At 61.3% G+C, this 17,389-nt stretch carries 18 protein-coding genes, 3 pseudogenes and 1 riboswitch; of the genes and pseudogenes, 7 read left to right on the top strand and 14 right to left on the bottom strand.

Translation table 11 applies throughout. From position 1 onward, the window contains the following. Window positions 1-8: 8 nt before the first annotated feature. The 3 genes from ACYCCG_RS13740 to ACYCCG_RS13730 all read right to left on the bottom strand — a co-directional run bounded on the left by ACYCCG_RS13740 (window position 9) and on the right by ACYCCG_RS13730 (window position 2,401). Complete coding sequence (locus tag ACYCCG_RS13740; protein ID WP_459670785.1) at window positions 9-311, bottom strand: hypothetical protein; 303 nt, start codon at window positions 309-311, stop codon at window positions 9-11. An 86-nt stretch (window positions 312-397) separates the two neighbouring features. After that, on the bottom strand, window positions 398-1,750 hold the full coding sequence (locus ACYCCG_RS13735; RefSeq protein WP_176683416.1) for a GntP family permease: 1,353 nt from the start codon (window positions 1,748-1,750) through the stop codon (window positions 398-400). 111 nt (window positions 1,751-1,861) lie between these two features. Further along, entirely contained in the window at window positions 1,862-2,401 is a 540-nt protein-coding gene (locus ACYCCG_RS13730; RefSeq protein WP_339443965.1) for a gluconokinase, read from the bottom strand. Between the two features lie 206 nt (window positions 2,402-2,607). On the opposite strand from ACYCCG_RS13730, the gene gntR reads away from it, so the two are divergent. Beyond that, window positions 2,608-3,627, top strand: coding sequence for an HTH-type transcriptional regulator GntR (gntR, locus tag ACYCCG_RS13725; protein ID WP_209965610.1), 1,020 nt, complete (start codon window positions 2,608-2,610; stop codon window positions 3,625-3,627). Between the two features lie 297 nt (window positions 3,628-3,924). Here the strand turns inward: gntR and ACYCCG_RS13720 are convergent, their stop codons facing one another. Beyond that, window positions 3,925-4,290: a VOC family protein gene (locus tag ACYCCG_RS13720; protein WP_209965612.1), complete on the bottom strand. Its 366-nt coding sequence runs from the start codon at window positions 4,288-4,290 to the stop codon at window positions 3,925-3,927. A 69-nt stretch (window positions 4,291-4,359) separates the two neighbouring features. On the opposite strand from ACYCCG_RS13720, the gene ACYCCG_RS13715 reads away from it, so the two are divergent. Continuing rightward, on the top strand, window positions 4,360-5,049 hold the full coding sequence (locus ACYCCG_RS13715; protein ID WP_209965614.1) for a helix-turn-helix transcriptional regulator: 690 nt from the start codon (window positions 4,360-4,362) through the stop codon (window positions 5,047-5,049). 30 nt (window positions 5,050-5,079) lie between these two features. Here the strand turns inward: ACYCCG_RS13715 and ACYCCG_RS13710 are convergent. Both ACYCCG_RS13710 and ACYCCG_RS13705 read right to left on the bottom strand, forming a co-directional pair. Next, a pseudogene (locus tag ACYCCG_RS13710) lies at window positions 5,080-5,178 on the bottom strand (transposase domain-containing protein); the annotation flags it as partial. 20 nt (window positions 5,179-5,198) lie between these two features. Beyond that, a pseudogene (locus ACYCCG_RS13705) lies at window positions 5,199-5,532 on the bottom strand (IS66 family transposase zinc-finger binding domain-containing protein); the annotation flags it as partial. A 344-nt stretch (window positions 5,533-5,876) separates the two neighbouring features. Between ACYCCG_RS13705 and ACYCCG_RS13700 the strand changes: the two are divergent. Next, window positions 5,877-6,761 (top strand): annotated as a pseudogene (locus tag ACYCCG_RS13700) (PAS domain-containing protein); the annotation flags it as partial. A gap of 42 nt (window positions 6,762-6,803) precedes the next feature. Beyond that, window positions 6,804-7,298, top strand: a complete 495-nt coding sequence (locus ACYCCG_RS13695; protein WP_373604740.1) for a methyl-accepting chemotaxis protein — start codon at window positions 6,804-6,806, stop codon at window positions 7,296-7,298. On the opposite strand, the gene ACYCCG_RS13690 is transcribed toward ACYCCG_RS13695, so the two are convergent. The 8 genes from ACYCCG_RS13690 to ACYCCG_RS13655 all read right to left on the bottom strand — a co-directional run bounded on the left by ACYCCG_RS13690 (window position 7,273) and on the right by ACYCCG_RS13655 (window position 14,677). Beyond that, window positions 7,273-10,545: a transporter substrate-binding domain-containing protein gene (locus ACYCCG_RS13690; protein WP_459670781.1), complete on the bottom strand. Its 3,273-nt coding sequence runs from the start codon at window positions 10,543-10,545 to the stop codon at window positions 7,273-7,275. The genes ACYCCG_RS13695 and ACYCCG_RS13690 overlap by 26 nt on opposite strands. 13 nt (window positions 10,546-10,558) lie before the next feature. Then, window positions 10,559-11,173 (bottom strand): response regulator transcription factor, encoded by a 615-nt coding sequence (locus ACYCCG_RS13685; RefSeq protein ID WP_176683438.1) that lies wholly within the window; start codon window positions 11,171-11,173, stop codon window positions 10,559-10,561. A gap of 221 nt (window positions 11,174-11,394) precedes the next feature. Beyond that, window positions 11,395-11,637, bottom strand: coding sequence for a DUF1272 domain-containing protein (locus ACYCCG_RS13680; RefSeq protein ID WP_176683439.1), 243 nt, complete (start codon window positions 11,635-11,637; stop codon window positions 11,395-11,397). Window positions 11,638-11,703: 66 nt separating this feature from the next. Continuing rightward, on the bottom strand, window positions 11,704-12,456 hold the full coding sequence (gene cobM / locus ACYCCG_RS13675) for a precorrin-4 C(11)-methyltransferase (protein ID WP_176683440.1): 753 nt from the start codon (window positions 12,454-12,456) through the stop codon (window positions 11,704-11,706). A gap of 34 nt (window positions 12,457-12,490) precedes the next feature. After that, entirely contained in the window at window positions 12,491-12,877 is a 387-nt protein-coding gene (locus ACYCCG_RS13670; protein WP_176683441.1) for a cobalamin biosynthesis protein, read from the bottom strand. Next, window positions 12,877-13,563 carry a CbtA family protein gene (locus ACYCCG_RS13665; protein WP_339443968.1) on the bottom strand — a complete coding sequence of 229 codons (687 nt, stop codon included), beginning with the start codon at window positions 13,561-13,563 and terminating at the stop codon, window positions 12,877-12,879. The genes ACYCCG_RS13670 and ACYCCG_RS13665 overlap by 1 nt, the downstream gene beginning before the upstream one ends. 9 nt (window positions 13,564-13,572) lie before the next feature. After that, window positions 13,573-13,761, bottom strand: a complete 189-nt coding sequence (locus tag ACYCCG_RS13660) for a CbtB domain-containing protein (protein ID WP_176683443.1) — start codon at window positions 13,759-13,761, stop codon at window positions 13,573-13,575. Between the two features lie 94 nt (window positions 13,762-13,855). Next, a riboswitch (cobalamin riboswitch) is annotated at window positions 13,856-14,078 on the bottom strand. A gap of 119 nt (window positions 14,079-14,197) precedes the next feature. Further along, window positions 14,198-14,677, bottom strand: coding sequence for a GNAT family N-acetyltransferase (locus tag ACYCCG_RS13655; protein ID WP_339533491.1), 480 nt, complete (start codon window positions 14,675-14,677; stop codon window positions 14,198-14,200). Window positions 14,678-14,801: 124 nt separating this feature from the next. On the opposite strand from ACYCCG_RS13655, the gene ACYCCG_RS13650 reads away from it, so the two are divergent. The 3 genes from ACYCCG_RS13650 (at window position 14,802) to ACYCCG_RS13640 (ending at window position 17,309) form a co-directional block, all read left to right on the top strand. After that, the gene (locus tag ACYCCG_RS13650; protein ID WP_176683445.1) at window positions 14,802-15,431 is read left to right on the top strand and encodes a LysE family translocator; all 630 of its coding nucleotides are present in this window, start codon (window positions 14,802-14,804) and stop codon (window positions 15,429-15,431) included. A gap of 21 nt (window positions 15,432-15,452) precedes the next feature. Beyond that, complete coding sequence (locus ACYCCG_RS13645) at window positions 15,453-16,325, top strand: alpha/beta fold hydrolase (RefSeq protein ID WP_459670776.1); 873 nt, start codon at window positions 15,453-15,455, stop codon at window positions 16,323-16,325. Window positions 16,326-16,421: 96 nt separating this feature from the next. Beyond that, complete coding sequence (locus ACYCCG_RS13640; RefSeq protein ID WP_339533489.1) at window positions 16,422-17,309, top strand: pirin family protein; 888 nt, start codon at window positions 16,422-16,424, stop codon at window positions 17,307-17,309. Window positions 17,310-17,389: the final 80 nt, after the last annotated feature.

Raw genomic sequence — 17,389 nt, 5'->3', positions numbered from 1 at the left:
CAGGGTCGTCAGGGGTTGCCTGTGCCCGTGCTGCCTTCTCCTTGCCGTCCGGTACCTTCCGACCTGCTGCCATCTATCCCCGGCAGATTGCGGTTGTCATTCTGCATGGCTGGCGGGCTTTGTGGTTCGTTGCCCTGTATGCGCGGGTCGGTATCCCGCGGCAAGGGCTTCTCGATCGGGTTGAGGGTGCTGTCCACGCCTGGCTGTGGCGCTGTATTGTGCGGGTCGTCGGGGTAGGTCGGGCCTGTGCCGATAGCAAAAGCCAGCGGCGAGGCGAGCAGGGCAATCGACAGGATGATTGAGCGGGGCATGGCAGGCTCCTTTGCTATACGGGTAGGGCTCATACATCCCTTTGGCCTTACCCGAAACGTGAAGGTGCCATTACCCCGATCAACGGTCACACCACCAGTGACAGCAACATGATGAAAATTATGCCGACGATGGACAGGATCGTCTCCATCATGCTCCAGGTCTTGAAGGTTTCTGCAACGGTCATGTTGAAGTACTGCTTCACCAGCCAGAAGCCGGCGTCGTTCACATGGGACAGGATCAGCGAGCCGGCACCAGTGGCCAGTACCAACAGTTCACGGTTCACCCCCGGCACCAGGTCGATCACCGGGGCCACGATGCCCGCGCCGGTAATGGTGGCGACCGTGGCGGAGCCGGTTGCGATGCGGATCACCGCCGCCACCAGCCAAGCCAGCATGATCGGCGAAATTTCCGCCTGCACGGCCATTTGCCCAATCACGCTACCCACACCGGTGTCCACCAGCATTTGCTTGAAGCCACCGCCAGCGCCGACGATCAGCACGATGGCGGCAGTCGGTGCCAGGCTCTGGTCGAGCATCTTCATGATCTGTTGGCGATTGAAGCCGCGGGCCGAGCCGAAGGTGTAGAAGGCCAGCAGCAGGGCGGCGAGCAGGGCGGTGATCGGGTGGCCGATCAGGTCCATCCACTGGCGCACGATGTGCTCGGCAGGCAGCACCACGTCGGCGAACGTTTTCAGCAGCATCAACGCGACCGGCAGCAGCACGGTGATCAGTGTGATGCTGAAGCTTGGCAGGTTGCCCTGGTCGGAATCCTTGGCGATCTGGTCCATCAGTTCCTGGGACGGGTTGCCCGGGATGTAGCGGGAAATGAAGTTACCGAACAGAGGACCGGCGATGATCGCGGTGGGCAGTGCAACGAGCAGGCCGTAGAAGATGGTTTTGCCAATGTCAGCGTGGAAAATGCCGATTGCCAGCAAGGGGCCCGGGTGTGGTGGCACCAGGCCGTGCACCACCGACAGGCCGGCCAGCAGCGGAATGCCGATTTTCACCAGCGAGACGCCAGAGCGCCGGGCGACGATGAACACCAGTGGAATCAGCAGCACAAAGCCGATTTCGAAGAACAGCGGGATGCCCACCAGGAAGGCGGCGAACATCATCGCCCAATGCACGTTCTTCTTGCCGAAGGCGCGGATGAGGGTTTGCGCGATCTGGTCGGCACCGCCGGAGTCGGCCATCAGCTTGCCGAGCATGGTGCCGAGGGCGAGCACGATCCCGACGAAGCCCAATACGCCGCCAAAACCGTCCTGGAACGATTTCATGACCTTGGCCACCGGCATGCCGGAGGTCAGGCCCAGGAAGCCGGCCGCGAGGGTGAGGGCGACGAAGGGGTGAACCTTGAAGTGGGTGATCAGCAGGATCAGCCCGACGATGGTAACCAGCGCGTCGAGTAGCAGGAAGGTATCAGTAGCCAGTCCGAACATGGTTTGAAGGCCTCGGTCTTATCGTTGTTTTGGGCGTAGCTTTATGGAGTCTTTGCCCGCTTTACGGGTCGGGGTAGCGCTGTCTTTGGTGAGACGGAAAAACCGCCGAGGTCAGGCGGTTTGCGCCAGGCCCGACTCACCGCAGCGCTTTAGCCAGCGGTCCACCGCTTCGGCCAGTGCTTCGATCGGTTGGGTGGCGTCCAGTGCAAGTGTCAGTGGTTCGCCGCGTGGCGATTCCAGGGCAGCGAACTGGCTGTCGATGAGGCTGGCCGGCATGAAGTGCCCTGGGCGAGCCAGCACGCGTTTTTCAGCCTCGGCAGGCGACAGTTCGAGGAACACGAACACCAGCCCGGGCATGGCATCGCGCAGGGTATCGCGGTAGCGGCGCTTGAGTGCCGAGCAGGTCAGGATCGGGCGTTCCCCGGCCTGGGTGGTGGCTTGCAACTCTTCACCAAGGCGGACCAGCCAGCCGGCACGGTCGCTGTCGTCCAGCGGGATGCCAGCGCTCATCTTGCGGATGTTTTCGGCAGGGTGGAAAGCGTCGCCTTCGATCAGGCGGCCGCCGCTTCTGGCAGCGATGGCGGCACCGATGCAGCTTTTGCCGCAACCGGCCACGCCCATCACCACAATGGCGGACAGGGGAGAATTCATCAGTACCTCCTGCGGGTGAGATAGCGCTGTCTCGCCATTGACGAACAGCCACCTCCCCGGTGTTATTGGTCTTGTCCTTACGCAGTATGGACGCCTGGTGGCAAGCGCGTGGTGGCTGCTACCAAAGATTACATTGCCTGCATCCTGAGACAGCGCTACCTTAGTGGCCGTTCCCTATCCTTGCAAGTAGTAAAATTACAACATTCATGTCCCGCATCGGCTCCCGTACTACAGGTCGTCCCACCCTGGCTGAAGTTGCCAGGCTTTCCGGGGTTTCCCCAATTACCGCTTCGCGCGCTTTGCGTGGGGTCAGCACGGTTGCGCCCGCCCTGGTGGAAAAGGTCATCGCCGCGGCGGCGAGCCTCGGCTATGTGGCCAACCCGGCCGCCCGGGCGTTGGCCTCGGCACGCAGCCAGTCGGTGGTGGTATTGATCCCGTCGTTGTCCAACCAACTGTTCATCGACACCCTTGAGGCCATTCACGAGGTCATGCGTCCGCGTGGGCTCGAGGTGCTGATCGGCAACTATCACTACGACCTTGCCGAAGAAGAGAACCTGATCCGCAATTACCTGGCCTATCAGCCTTGTGGCATTTTGTTGACCGGTTTCGAGCGTAGCGATGCTGCCAGGCAGATGCTGGCTGCCAGCGGTGTGCCGTGTGTGCACATGATGGAGCTCAACGGCGAGACAGGGGCTTTGTCGGTCGGTTTCTCGCAGCATCAGGCCGGACGTGCTGCTGCACGGCACCTGATCGAACGCGGGCGCAAGCGTCTGGCATTCATTGCTGCGCAGCTGGACCCTAGGGTGATGCAGCGTGCCGAGGGTTTCCGTCAGGCGCTGGCAGAGGCCGGTTTGCAGGCCGCCGAGCTGGAAGTGTTGGCGCCGGAGCCATCGTCGATTGCCCTGGGCAGCGCGCTGTTCAGCCAGCTGATGCAGCAGGCGCCGGATGTCGACGGCATCTTCTTCTGTAACGACGACCTGGCCCAGGGCGCGGTGCTGCAGGCCTTGCGTCAAGGGGTGGAGGTGCCACGTCAGGTGGCGATGGTCGGTTTCAACGATTTGCCGGCCTCGGCGCACATGGTGCCGCGCCTGACCTCGATTCGTACACCACGGGCTGCGGTGGGTCGGGGCGCAGCGCAAGCGCTGCTGGCGTTGCTGGATGGCAAGCGGGTGACGAATGCGCAGCAGGATCTGGGCTTTGAGTTGATGGTGCGCGAGAGCACCTGAGAGTGCCCGCCAAGGCCTTCTCGCGCGACTTCCACAGGAATGATTGGCCCAAAACAGATGTGGAGCGGGTTTACCCGCGAAGCCGGCGACGCGGGGCATGGCACCGGCTGTGCCGGTGTTCGCGGGTGAACCCGCTCCTACGGGGGCGCTAACGGATGGATTTTGGTAAGCGTCCGGCGAACACTCAGCAGAGCGGAACCTGACGCATAGCGTACACGTGAGTCAGTTTCGCGTGCTTTGGCATGACTGAAGGAATGCGAGGCATGGACATTTTTCGAATCCATGCCAAGAATCAAGTCAATCAGGCATGCACACTCGTAGTCGATGGCCATCCGGATCGAGTGCCACGAATGTCAGACCAAACACTGCGTGGTGAAGCGCCTGCTCAATGTGGACGCCTTCAGCCGTCCATTTTTGATGAAGATCTTCTACCTGCGTTTCCGTCTCAACCAGAAAGGCAACCTCGGTACGATGACCGCTACCTCCGCTTTTGTAATCCTTGGCATTGGTCGACCAGAGGCCCAAGGCCGTACCATTATCAAGCAAGAACGAAACATAACTGGGGAATGCCGACTGCGGCTTCCGTTCAAGCAACTTTTCATAAAAGTCACAGCTTTTCTGAGGGTCTTTTACGTACAACAGGAATAGGTTTGGGCTTGCCATGAAATATCCTCGAACATTGAGGCTCAGATGCTATTCGACTCTGCTGACAAAAAATGTCAGCATTGACGCATGACCCGTACTCAACGACTTCTTTCTCTCGTACAAATTCTGCGCGCGCGCCGTCATCCAGTGACTGGACAGAGGCTTGCGGAGGAGATGTCAGTAAGTCTGCGCACTGTGTATCGCGATATTGCTACATTGCAGGCTCAAGGCGCCGACATTCGGGGTGAGGCTGGTATCGGCTACATACTCCGTCCAGGATTCGTTCTCCCACCTCTTATGTTCAATGAGCAAGAGCTTGATGCACTGATGCTTGGCATGCGTTGGGTAGCACAGCAACCTGACGCGTCGTTGGCTCAAGCAGCGCTCGACGTATTGTCAAAGGCAGAAGCGGTACTACCATCAGCTGTTGCTGGTAGATTGTTCAAGACGCCATTATTCGCTGCATCCTCTCAATCTCGTGGTGCATATGGATTTGACGCCAAGTGCTTACGCGATGCCATACGGCTGGAGACGAAAATTCGCTTAGTCTATGTGAGTGAAAAATCCGTAGAGACGGAGCGTACCGTTTGGCCGCTGGGAATTGGATATTTTGAAGATATGGAAATCCTAGCTGCATGGTGTGAATCTCGCAGGGACTTCAGGCACTTCCTATTAAATCGAATTCAATCCCTAGTACTCCTCGATGCTGACTTCAAAAACCAAGGAGGGTGGCTGCTGGCCAAGTGGCGAGGCTCGCGTTTGGATGTAGTTCCATGAACTAATTTCAATGGGGCAGGCATAGATGAATCAGGCCAGCCTCCACTGGTGAGGCAGCAGTTGCCCGATCATACTGGCCCGCTGCGTCGGCAGCCGCGTCAGCACATCTTTGAGATAGGCATACGGATCATGCCCATCGCAAGTTTCTAGGTCGGGATACCTTTGTCGATGACCTGCGTTGGCACTGGCGAATGAATTAGGGTTTCGCACTGACGGCGGGCCTACTTACCACGCTTATGTTGCTCGACGGTAAATACGCCCGGCGTGTAGTCCAGCTTCTTGCTGACGTCTTCACCAATGCGTTGAAGTCGGTAGCCACAGGCGCACAGGGTGTTTTCAGGGTCGTGACGAATTAGGTTACGCGGCAACTGCCTGAATCTTCTTGCTCATCGCCTCGACCTGAGACTGCAACTGCAACGCCTGTGCTACCTAGGCACGAAGCTGTTCCGGGGTCATCTGGTCGAGGTTGGGCAAGGAAGTCATGCCGCCGATTGTTCCAGAGCAGGTACTGGACGACGACATGTAGAGCGGCCAAATGGCCGGCGTTTACAGCATGCTGATCACACCGCCTGCACCGAGCAGCCTTCGGGATCTGAGGCTGGCCATTTCACCGTGATCATTTGCTCGGCCATGGGTAACTCGATGATCACTGACGCCTCAAGGGTGATCGCGTCCGCTTAAAAAGACGCAGACACCATCGCCCTTAATGCTGGAGTCCGGAAGGTGAGCTCCCCGGGCGCTGCGGATTTTTCGCCTTGCAAGTGATCGCAAGGAAACCGGCCTGCCTAAAGACAGGCGCTGTAGGTGTAAGAGCGAGCTTGTTCGCGATGCGCCGCGCGAACGGCGCTGGATCTATCAGGCGCCACAAATGCCACGACTTGCAAACGGCGATCTATGCTCAGAAAACCGCGCATAGGGAGCCCCGTGTCATGTTCGATTTCCATCGCAAGTCTGATTTGGCAGAAATCCAGCGCAGCCGCCAGGCGTTGGCCGATGCGCAAAGCAAACTGGCTGCTATCAGCCGTGCCATGGCGATGATCGAGTTCGCCCCCGACGGTACTATCCTCGACGCTAACGAGCGTTTCTGCCAGGCCATGGGCTACAGCGCCGACGAGCTGCGTGGCAAGCACCACCGGCTGTTCTGTGAGCCGGACTATGCAAAAAGCGCCGAGTACCAGCAACTGTGGCGCGAGTTGGGGCAGGGCAAGGCAATCAGTGGTACGTTCGAGCGCATCGACAAGGCAGGGCGCGAGGTCTGGCTGGAAGCCAGCTACATGCCTGTGCTGGACGAGCACCGGCAAGTCACCAGCGTAATCAAGGTGGCATCGGACATCACCCAGCGGGTAATGCTGGAGCACGAGAGCGAAAGCCTGCTCAAGGCCATCAGCCGCTCCATGGCGGTGATCGAGTTCACCCCGCAAGGCCGGGTGATCAAGGCCAACCAGAATTTTCTCGACACCATGGGCTACCGCCTCGATGAAGTGGTTGGCCGCCACCACGGGCTGTTCTGCCTGGCGCATGAACGCGAATCGGCCCAGTACCGCGAGTTCTGGGCTTCTCTGAACCGTGGCGAGTACCATTCACACCGCTTCGAACGCGTCAACAAGCAAGGCCAGACCGTTTTCCTGGAGGCCTCCTACAACCCGATTTTCGACAGCAAGGGCCGCCTGTGCAAAGTGGTCAAGTTTGCCAGCGACATCACCCAGCAGGTCTGCACCCAGCAAAGCGCCGCCCACGCTGCCCATGCCAGTTCGGTGCAGACCGATGCCTGCGCGCGCAAGGGTACCGAAGTGGTGCAGCAGGCAGTACAGGTAATCGAGCAGATTTCCCAGGAGCTTAACGACGCAGCGCGCAGCATCGATGCGGTAAACAAGCAGTCGGATGTGATCGGGCAGATTGTGCTGACCATCCGTGGCATCGCCGACCAGACCAACCTGTTGGCCCTTAATGCAGCCATCGAGGCAGCGCGTGCCGGCGAGCACGGGCGCGGCTTTGCCGTGGTGGCCGATGAGGTGCGCAACCTTGCCGCGCGAACCAGCAAGGCCACCCTGGAAATTGTCGATGTGGTGCGGCAGAACCACGACCTGTCGCTATTGGCAGTGGCCAGTATGCAATCGAGCCTCAACCGCACCGGTCACGGCGTGGCGCTGGCCAATGAGGCGGGCACGGTGATCATGGAAATCCAGCAAGGCTCACGGCACGTCGTGGATGCCATCAGCCAGATCAGCTCGACGCTGCAATTGCATTGAGCGCCTCGCGCATCTCGTCGAGCAGTGCCTGCAGGCTGACTTGCAATTGCGCGCGTTGTTCGGCGGTCGGCAGTCCTTTCGCGTGGGCGTGTTCGATAGCTTCACAGTCTTTGACCACGGTGCGCACCCTGATCATTTTGGCGCCACCCTTGATGCGGTGGGCCAAGGCACGCACTGCGTCATCAGGGGCGTCTGTTGCCAAGGCGCGCAGGGCGGCCAGGTCTTCACCGACGCTGATCGACAATTGCTCCAGCAAATGCCGCGTCAACTGTTCGTCGTCTTGGGTCAGGTGGCGCAATTCGGCCAGGTCGAACCCACTATGGCAGGGGCCCGGTGACGGCTGCTGAGGGCGTACCTGTGGCAGATGGGCCTTGAGCGTGCGCAGGCCAATCGGCTTGAACAGGCATTCGTCCATACCACTGGCCAGGCAGCGAGTACGCTCCTCGGCCTGGGCGTTGGCGGTCACCCCAAGAATACGGCCTGCCGGCAGGCCGCCCTCGCACTCCAGGCTGCGAATGCGCCGGGTGAGCTCATGTCCGTCCATGACCGGCATGCTGCAATCAGTGATCACCAGGTCGAAGCGCGCGTCCTGCCAGCGCGCAAGGGCGATTTCGCCATTCTCCGCCAGTGTCACATGGTGCCCCAGGGTTTGCAGTTGCCTTTCCAGCAATAACAGGTTGGCCGGGTAGTCGTCGACCACCAGGATATTGAGCGGGCCGCTGCTGGTTTCATGTGTCGTGAGTTGCTCTTCCGCTTGTGTCGGTGCTGCGCAGACGGGCAACTGCAGGTTGACTTGTACCCGGGTGCCAACGCCCTCGACGCTCTGAAGGGTCAAGGAGCCGCCCATCAGTTCGGCCAGGGTGCGGCTGATGACCAACCCCAGGCCTGCGCCCTGACGTGCCCTTGGGCCATCGGCCTGAACGAAGGCACTGAACAGCCTCGCCTGGTCGGCGGGGCTGATGCCGATGCCGGTGTCGCGCACATTCAGCTCGATAGCCAGAACGCCCTGGCCGGCAACTTTGGGCAGCAGCAGGCATGCCTGCACTTCACCACGGTCGGTGAACTTGATGGCGTTGCTGATCAGGTTGGACAGAATTTGCTTGAGTCGCAGTGGATCGGCCAGCACCCATACCGGCTCCGCAGGCAGCTCGCCGTGCAGATGCAACCCTTTGGCCCGGGCATTGCCTTCGAACACCCGCAGCGTGGCGCGCACCAGTTCGACCAAGTTGGTAGGCACAGGCTGTAGGCTGATGTGCCCGGACTCGATGCGGGAAATGTCGAGAATATCGCCAATCAGCTCAAGCAGGCCAATGGCTGAATCATGGGCGGTCTGTAGGGTCTGGGCGTCGCTGCGGCCGCTGCGGCTATCTTCCAGGGCCAGTTCCAGCAGACCGATCACGGCATTCATCGGGGTCCGGATCTCATGGCTCATGGTGGCCAGGAAGGTGCTTTTGGTCTGGCTGGCCTGTTCGGCATCCTCCTTGGCCTGGCGTAACTGCTCCAGCAGCCCGCGACTGAGCGCAAGCTGTGCCTGCAGCGCGTGCTGTGCCTCGGTTCGCTGGTTGATCAGCTTGCGTAGGTAGCTGTTCCAGAACACCACCCCGGCCAGCAGCAGGGCCGACAGCACCAGTACCTGCAAGGCCAGGGTGCGGTAGTCGCGCCATGGGCTGTCGCTCACCAGTGTGCTGGTACGCCAGCGGTTGATCAGCTGGTCGAGTTCTTCAGGTGGAATGCTTAGCAGCGCCTTGTCGAGAATGGCCTGCAACTGGGGCTGGTCGGCGGCTACGGCAAAGGCGGCAATGGCCGGGGCGTCGTCGAGCACGCCGGCGATGCGCAAACGTTCCTTGAATACATGGCTGATGTAATAGGTAGCATTGATATGGCTGCTCAGGGCTACGTCTGCAACACCGTTGGCCACGGCCTCCATCTGACCGAGTGGGTTGTCAACTTCGACTATCTCGGCCTGCGGGTATCGCTGTTGCAAAACGGCCTGCTGCGGTGAGCCGCGCACCAAGGCGATGCGCTTGCCATCCAGGGCCTTGGACTGTGCAGATGATTCGCCTTCGTTGCGGGTGACAAGCACGCGCGGGCTGACCAGGTAGGGGCGGGTGTAGCGCAGTTGCTTCAAACGGTCGGCGCCATAGCCCAGCGCCCCGATCATCTGTGCCTCGCCGTGTAACAGGCGGTCGATCATGACCTGCGATGAAGCACTCTCGACGGGTTTGAACTGCAGCCCCGTGCGCAATGAGATCTGCTTGAGCAGGTCCAGGGTGATACCGCTAGGGCGGTGTTGAGCATCGTTGAACGTCAGAGGTGCCAGCGAGGTATTGACCAGTACACTGATAGTGGGGTGGTCGGTGATCCAGGATTCTTCTTCTTCGCTCAAGGCAGTGAGGTGGCGCTGCAGCAGCAGGCTGGTATTACCACTGCTCCAACGGCGCAGAATGTTCAGACGTTCACTTTCGCTTATGCGTGACAGCGCCTTGTCCACCAGCCGATGCAAGCGCGGGTTGTCGCTGGCGATGGCGAAGGCAAAAGCCTCTGGGGCCAGTTGGGAAAAATGGTCGATTTTCAACGTGCCCTGAAAACTTTTGCCGATCATGTAGTCGGTGCTGATGGCATCGCCCAGATAGGCGTCTGCCTCGCCCAGCACCACGGCAGCGAGCCCGGCCAGGGTCGAGCGGTACAGGCTCAGTTGCGCCTTGGGGTACTGGGTACGAACGCTGACGGCCGGCAGGTAGTGATCGACCATCGCCAGGCGCAGGCCGGCGAGGTCGGGCGTACTTTTCAAGCTGTGCCCCTCACGGGTGACGATTACGGGCAGGTCGTCGGCATAAGGGGTGCTGAGGCTAAGCTGGGCGTCCGCCGCTTCGAAGGCGTTGGAGCTACCCAGCAGGTCAATACGGCCATCACGCAAGGCAGTGATGGCCTCGTGACGGCTGTTAAAGCGGCGAACTTCAATAGGTATGTCAAGCTGTTCGCCGATGATGCCGGCGTAGTCTGCGCTTAACCCCTCATAGTCATGCTGACTCACATTGATTTCAAACGGGGGGTAGTCGGGGCGCGCACTGCCCAGTACCAGGTGTTGGCGCTGTTTCAGCCAGTGGCGATCATCGCTGGACAACGTCAGCGGGGCAGAGGCGCTGATTGAGCGCGCCAGCAGATGGCGTGGCTCGCTGCTGGCCTGCAGCACCGGGGACTTGGCCAGAGCAATAGCCAGAAGGACGCTCGCCAGCAACTGTTTCATGGCAGCCGAGCGCTCAATAGACGTTGTTACGCTTGGCCAGGTCGACCATTTCCACCAGCGACTCGGTCTTGAGCTTTTCCATGATACGGCCCCGGTAGGTGCTGATGGTCTTGGCGCTGAGGTTCATGCAAGTGCCGATGTTCTTGTTGTTCTCGCCGCGCGCGAGGCGCCGCAGCACTTCCATTTCCCGGTTGGAGAGACTGGCCAGGCGCACTGGCTCGCTCTCCAGCGAGTTGCTGTTGACCGACATTTGCGGAAAGGTCGAATAACCCTTGATCAGGGCCTTGAGAGCGAACAGCAGTGCCTCGTGGTCCTCTTCCTTGGTGACGAAGGCGCCTATCCCGGCATCCAGGCAGCGGCGCACATACAGATCGGTGGCCTGGCCGGTCAGCACCATGATCTTCGGTGCCGGCTCCAGGCTCTGCAATCGCTTGATGACTTCCATACCGTCCAGGCCAGGCAGGCCGATGTCGAGAATGACCACGTCCGGGCGCAGTTCACGGGCTACCTGAGCCACTTCACTGCCATTGCCGACCTCGCCGACGACATGGAAGCGCTCGCGCTCGAGCAGTAGGCGCAGGGACAGCCGGACAATAGGGTGGTCGTCGACGATCAGCACGGTTGTCATGGGGAAAACTCCTGTAGGGATGTGGTCCGCTTCCTGGAACACTCAGGAATACGTCTGCAAGTGGGGTTATCGGAAGCGCTGCACGATACGACCATTCCCGAGGTTTGGTAATGCCGAGTATAGAAGTGTTGAAATCCCTATTACTTATTGTTGAGAAATCCTACAAGAAACAGGAAAGGCATCACCCTGAAACAGCGGTGATGCCGGTTCTTTGCAGTTATTCAGGCGCAGGCAGCGTGCGGTTTGTGTATACGCAGTGTGGAGGCAGGGTTGTTGGTCAATGCCTGCCCGACCCGCGTCGGGCGGGCCACCAACTGCCCGGTACAATTCGGGCAGCGGCCTTGGAAGCGGGTTTCGGCACAGGCACGGCAGAACGTGCATTCGAAGGAGCAGATCAGGGCGTCGGGGCTGTCACCCGGCAGGTCGGCATCACAGCACTCGCAGTTGGGGCGTAACTCCAGCATGGGCATGGCTCCTGTTCGCAGGCGGGAACCCGGAGTCTGCTATGCCCGAGGCAGGGCTGGCAATGCTCAGTCGCCAGGACGGTACAGGTGGGCATGCCCGGCTCGGTACAAGGCCGACTCGGCGAACGGCGTATCCCCCAGTACGTGGCCTACCAGGATCAGCGCCGTGCGGCGGAAATCCTTGGCCGCTACGCGTTCGACAATATCACCGAGGTTGCCGCGCACCCAGTCCTGGTCTGGCCAGGTGGCCCGATGCACCACCGCAACCGGGCAGCTCGCGCCGTAGTGCGGCACCAACTCATCGACAATGCGCGACAGGTGCTTGACCCCCAGATGGATTGCCAGGGTGCTGCCATGGCGCGCCAGGTCATCCAACTGCTCACCAGGCGGCATGGGCGAGCTGTCGCCATAGCGGGTGAGGATCACCGTCTGCGCCACTTGAGGCAAGGTCAGCTCACAGCCGAGCAGGGCGGCGCTCGCTGCCGTGGCGGTAACGCCGGGGATGATCTGGTAATCGATGCCCAGCGCCTGCAGGTGGCGGATCTGCTCACCGATGGCACCGTAAAGGCTGGGGTCGCCGCTGTGCACCCGCGCCACATCCTGCCCTTGTTCGTGCGCGCTGCGCATGGCGGCGATGATCTGCTCCAGATGCAGTTCGGCGCTGTTGATCACGGTTTCGGCCTGGTGGCCTTCGAGCACGGCGGCGGGTACCAGTGAACCGGCATAAATGATCACCGGGCACTGACGAATCAGCCGTTGGCCCTTGACCGTGATCAGTTCCGGGTCGCCGGGGCCGGCACCGATAAAGTAGATGGTCATGCTAAGTCCTGGCAAGAAAGAGGGTACGAAACGCTCAGCAGGCCAGGGCGAGCGTCGCCGGGCCCAGTACCTGGCGCGTCAGCAGCAACCTGGCCGTACCCTGCCGCTGGCTGGCCAGGGCCAGTGCCGCGCTCTCGGCGACGCCCCAGCAGCCACTGTGTTGGTGGGCAGCGGCGGAACGGTGGCTGAGCAGTGGTTCATAGGGTTGCAGTTGCGCGCCATGGTACAGCACCAAGGGCAAGCCGAGGTGCTCTGCCAGTTGTTGCAAACCCGGTTCGTCGGCCTTCAGGCTGATGCTTGCGATGCCGCGCAGGTCGGCCAACGCCAGGCCCTGGTTGTCCAGTGCCTGGCACAGCAAGCGTTGCAAGGTATCCGCCGGGCAACCCCGGCGGCAGCCAAAACCGGCGTAGAAGGCAGGCATCAAGCCTGGCTGGAACGGCGGAACAGCCAGGCGCTGAGCAGGCCCAAGGCCAGCCAGAAGGCGGCGTTGGTCAGCCAGGAGGCTACTTTGAACTGGGTTTCCAGTGCTTCGGGGGCGAGGCTTTCGTGCACCTCAGGTTGCGGTGCACCGATCACATGAGGAATGACCAGCAGCACGGCGCCCAGTGCCTTCAGCAGCCAGTGGCGAGCGAACACCAGCAAGGCCAGGCCCAGCGCTGTGGCACTGGCTGTACCGACCCACCAGGTCTGGCGTTGCCCCAGATCGGCGGCTGCAGTACCTGGTAGTTCTGGTGGCAAGCCCAGGGTTGGGGCCAGGCAGAACACGGCGAAGCCAGCCAACCCCCACAATGCGCCAGTGGCGGTGCGTTTGGGCTCGCGAAGGCTGTACAGGGCGGCGAGGATCAGGGCGAAGCCGACCGCGACCACCAGATTGCCGCCTGTGGTGGACAGCACGCGTTGCCAGCCGTCTTCCGGCGACCAGGCTTCGGCGCTGTGTTCATGAGCGACCACTTCGCTACCGTGTTCGTGGTGTGCGGCCGGGGCCGAGGACTCGTAGGTTTCCGCCTCAAGAATCAGCGGGGCAACCCAGAAGCTTTGCAGCAAGGTCAGCAACAGGGCTGCAAGAAGCCCGCTGAAGCCCGCAGTACGGGCAATGCGCGTGATCATCAGACGTACTCAGTGGCAAGGGAAGGCGGCGCTGTGGCGGGTGTCGTGGGCGGCGTTGTGCACGGCCTCGATGTGCGAGAAACCGGCAAAGTACACCAGGCACAGGCCCAGCAAGCTGGCACCGATGGCGATGGTTACACGCTGGCTGAGGGTAACGGGGGTCGCAAGGCTGTGTTGTTTGGCGCTGGTGACGGGCATGACGCGGTCCTCTGCTTTTTTGTGGGCAATGGGCGAGCGCGGCAGCCCCGGGCGTGGCCGCCCAAGGGAATGCAACAGCGCCCGCCCACCGCGGGGTGTTCATGAACGTCAGGCCGGTCTCCGGGCTTGCGAGGAAGAGCTGGGCTCCTGGAACGCGTCACCTTCCCATGCCGTACTACAAGGCACAGTGGTACAGACGCTTCACTCGCTTACCGTTGCGGGGGCAGCACCGGCATTGTCCGGCCCTGCTGAAGGGCCTGGGACGCACCGGTTTCCCGTTTCACCCCCTGAGGGGCACCTGAACGCGAGGCATAAGGAGAGCATGGGGCGGGCTTGGCGTCAATGTCATACAGAGCGCGAGGCTGTCGAACAGCAGGTACCACCGCCTCGCGCCTGCGGTGTTCGTCCAGCAGGCAGAAGTGCAGGCGCCGGGCGATCACCCGCGGGCGAATGCCGCCAGCTTGTCGCCATCCAGCCGGTAGCGCACCCACTCATCCTGTGCTTCGGCTCCTAGCTTCTGGTAGAAGCCGATCGCTGGCTCGTTCCAGTCCAGCACGCTCCATTCCAGGCGCCCGCAGTTGTTCGCCACCGCTTCGCGGGCAATGTGCTGCAACAACTGCCGGCCGGCGCCATCGCCGCGTTGTTCGGGGGTCACGTACAGGTCTTCCAGATAGATGCCATTGCGCCCGAGCCAGGTCGAGTAGCTGTAGAAGTACACGGCAAAGCCGATTGCACGACCATCACGCTCGCACATCAGGGTGCGCACGGTGCTGCCTTCGTCGAACAGGCTGTGCTCGATGTCGGCAAGGGTAGCGACCACCTCGTGGCGGGCGCGTTCGTACTCGGCCAGTTCGGTGACGAAGGTGAGGATCTGCGCGGCATCGGTACGCACGGCAGGGCGAATGGTGAGGCTCATGGTGACAGCTTCCTTGGTCCGGATTGGCGATACAGTGATGTGTATCTGCATAATTTAATCAAACTGTACCGGTCGCAGGGGAAAGCGACTCCGGTAGTGTGACAGCACCTATAAAGAAAGTGGAATGCCCGCCATGCTTGCCTCTGCCGACCTGCTGACCGCCTTTGTGCTGTTTGCCTTCGTGTCTTCCATCACGCCTGGCCCCAACAACACCATGTTGCTGGCCTCGGGGGTGAACTTCGGCGTGCGCCGCTCGGTCCCTCATGCCTTGGGTATCAGCTTTGGTTTCATGATGATGGTGCTGGCCGTCGGCCTGGGGCTGGGTGAGGTATTCAAGGCCTGGCCACCACTGTATACGGTGCTGCGCTACACTGGCGCCGCCTACCTGCTGTACCTGGCCTGGAAGATCGCCACTTCCGGGCCGGTCGGCACGGCCTCGTCCAGTGCCCGCAAACCGCTGGGCTTCTGGGGAGCAGCGGCGTTCCAGTGGGTCAACCCCAAGGCCTGGGTGATGGCGGTGGGGGCGATTACCACCTACACGCCCGCGCAAGGCTATGTAACCAACGTGATCGTCATTGCGGCCTTGTTCGCTTTGGTCAACCTGCCGAGCGTGGGGGTATGGGTGATGTTCGGCAGCGCCCTGCGCAACCTGTTGCAGCATTCGCGCTGGCTGATGCTGTTCAATGTCGTGATGGCCCTGTTGCTGGTGATTTCACTGTACCCGCTGCTGTTTGTAGAATCAGCGTTTTCCTGACCCCGAGAGTACAGTAAGCCGATGCAGTTGATTCCCTGGTCCCACGAATGCGCCGAAGGTTTCACCCTGCGTGGCTGGCGAACCCCGGCCAGTGGCAAACCGCTGCTGCACTTCCTGCATGGCAATGGCTTCTGTTGCCTGACCTACCAACCGCTGTTGATGCACCTGGGCAAGTATTTCGACTTGTGGCTCTGCGACGTTCAAGGCCATGGCGACAGTGACCATGGCGGGGTGTTTCGCGGCTGGAACCGCACCGCCGCCTTGGCGGTGGAGGCCTTTCAGGGCGGACGTGGCGAGTATGGCGACGTACAGCGGTTTGCCGCAGGGCACAGCTTTGGTGGCGTGCTCACAGGGCTGATCCTGAGCAGTGAACCGCAACTGTTTGCACGCGCCGTGCTGCTCGACCCGGTGTTGTTCAGCCGACGCATGATCGGCGTGATGGGGGCAGCAGCCTTGGTCGGCCTGCATCAGCGCCACGCCCTGGCCCGCAAGGCTGCCAGTCGTCGCAGCCACTGGCCCGATCGCGAGTCAGCGTTGGCCTCGCTGCAAGGGCGTGGCATCTTCAAAGGCTGGACCCATACGGCGCTGCAGGCCTATGTCGAGCATGCCATCGGGGATTGTGGCGAGGCCGTGGTGCTCAAGTGCCGGCCCAGCCGTGAAGTGGAAATCTTCAGCTCGTTCCCTAAACGCATGTGGGCCAGCCTGACAGCAATCAGGACGCCGACACGGGTGTTGTATGGCGAGGACACCTATCCCTTTGTGCCACACTCGGTGAATCGCCTGGCGCTGCTAAACCGCAATGTGACCGCACTGCAAGTGCCCGGTGGGCACTGTTTCATGCAGGAAGACCCGGCCATGGCGGCCGAGCAGGTGCTCGGTTTCTTGCAGGGCTGACTGTTCTGCAGGTGGGACGATGCATGTCATTTCAGCCGTCTACCGCTTGATTGGCATCATTGATAAGGTTATCTCAACCAAGAGAGGAGCCTTCTCATGAAAAAGATTCTGGGTATCCACCACAGCCCTCACGCCCATTGGGTGGGGGATGGTTTCCCGGTGCGCAGCCTGTTCACCTACGACAACCTGGCCAGCCGGATCAGCCCATTCCTGCTGCTGGACTACGCCGGGCCGCATGATTTCGCCCCAACCCAGGCACGACGCGGTGTAGGCCAGCATCCGCATCGCGGCTTCGAGACGGTGACCATCGTCTACCAGGGTGAGCTGGAGCACCGTGACTCTACCGGGGCTGGCGGCTTGATCGGCCCAGGTGACGTGCAGTGGATGACGGCTGCCAACGGCATCCTCCATGAGGAGTTTCATTCCCCCGGCTTCGCCCGCAGTGGTGGCACACTGGAAATGGTCCAGCTGTGGGTGAACCTGCCGGCGCGGGACAAGCGTGCAGCGGCCGGCTACCAGACGCTGCTGGCCGGCGACATTCCGGTGCTAGCGCTGGACGGTGATGCCGGGAGCTTGCGGGTAATTGCCGGTGACTATCATGGGCACCAGGGGCCGGCTCGGACCTTCACCGCGATGGATGTGTGGGATCTGCGGCTCAACGCCGGCGCTGTCTTGCAGTTGCCGGTTGCTGCCGGTCGCACTGCGGCGCTGGTGGTGTTGCGTGGAAACGTTCGAATCAACAGCGAACGCGAAGCAGGTCCGTCCAGCCTGGTGCTGCTCGACCGGGAGGGTGTAGACGTAGCGGTCGAGGCGCTGGAAGGCGCCAGTGTGCTGCTGCTCAGCGGTGAGCCAATCGATGAGCCGATCGTCGGCTACGGTCCGTTCGTGATGAACAGCCAGGCGGAGATTGCCGAATCGTTCGATGATTTCCATGCCGGGCGGTTTGGGCAGATGCAGAATGAGAGGGGAGGTGCCGCGCACTGATCCTGTTGATTGGGTGGCCTTGCTGTCCAAGACCACTCGTCGTCAAGTCTGCTAATGCATTCGAACGCTCGGCCCACGCA

The sequence above is a fragment of the Pseudomonas sp. VEM90 genome (assembly GCF_054611535.1).
This window is presented reverse-complemented; position numbering and strand designations above follow the sequence as displayed.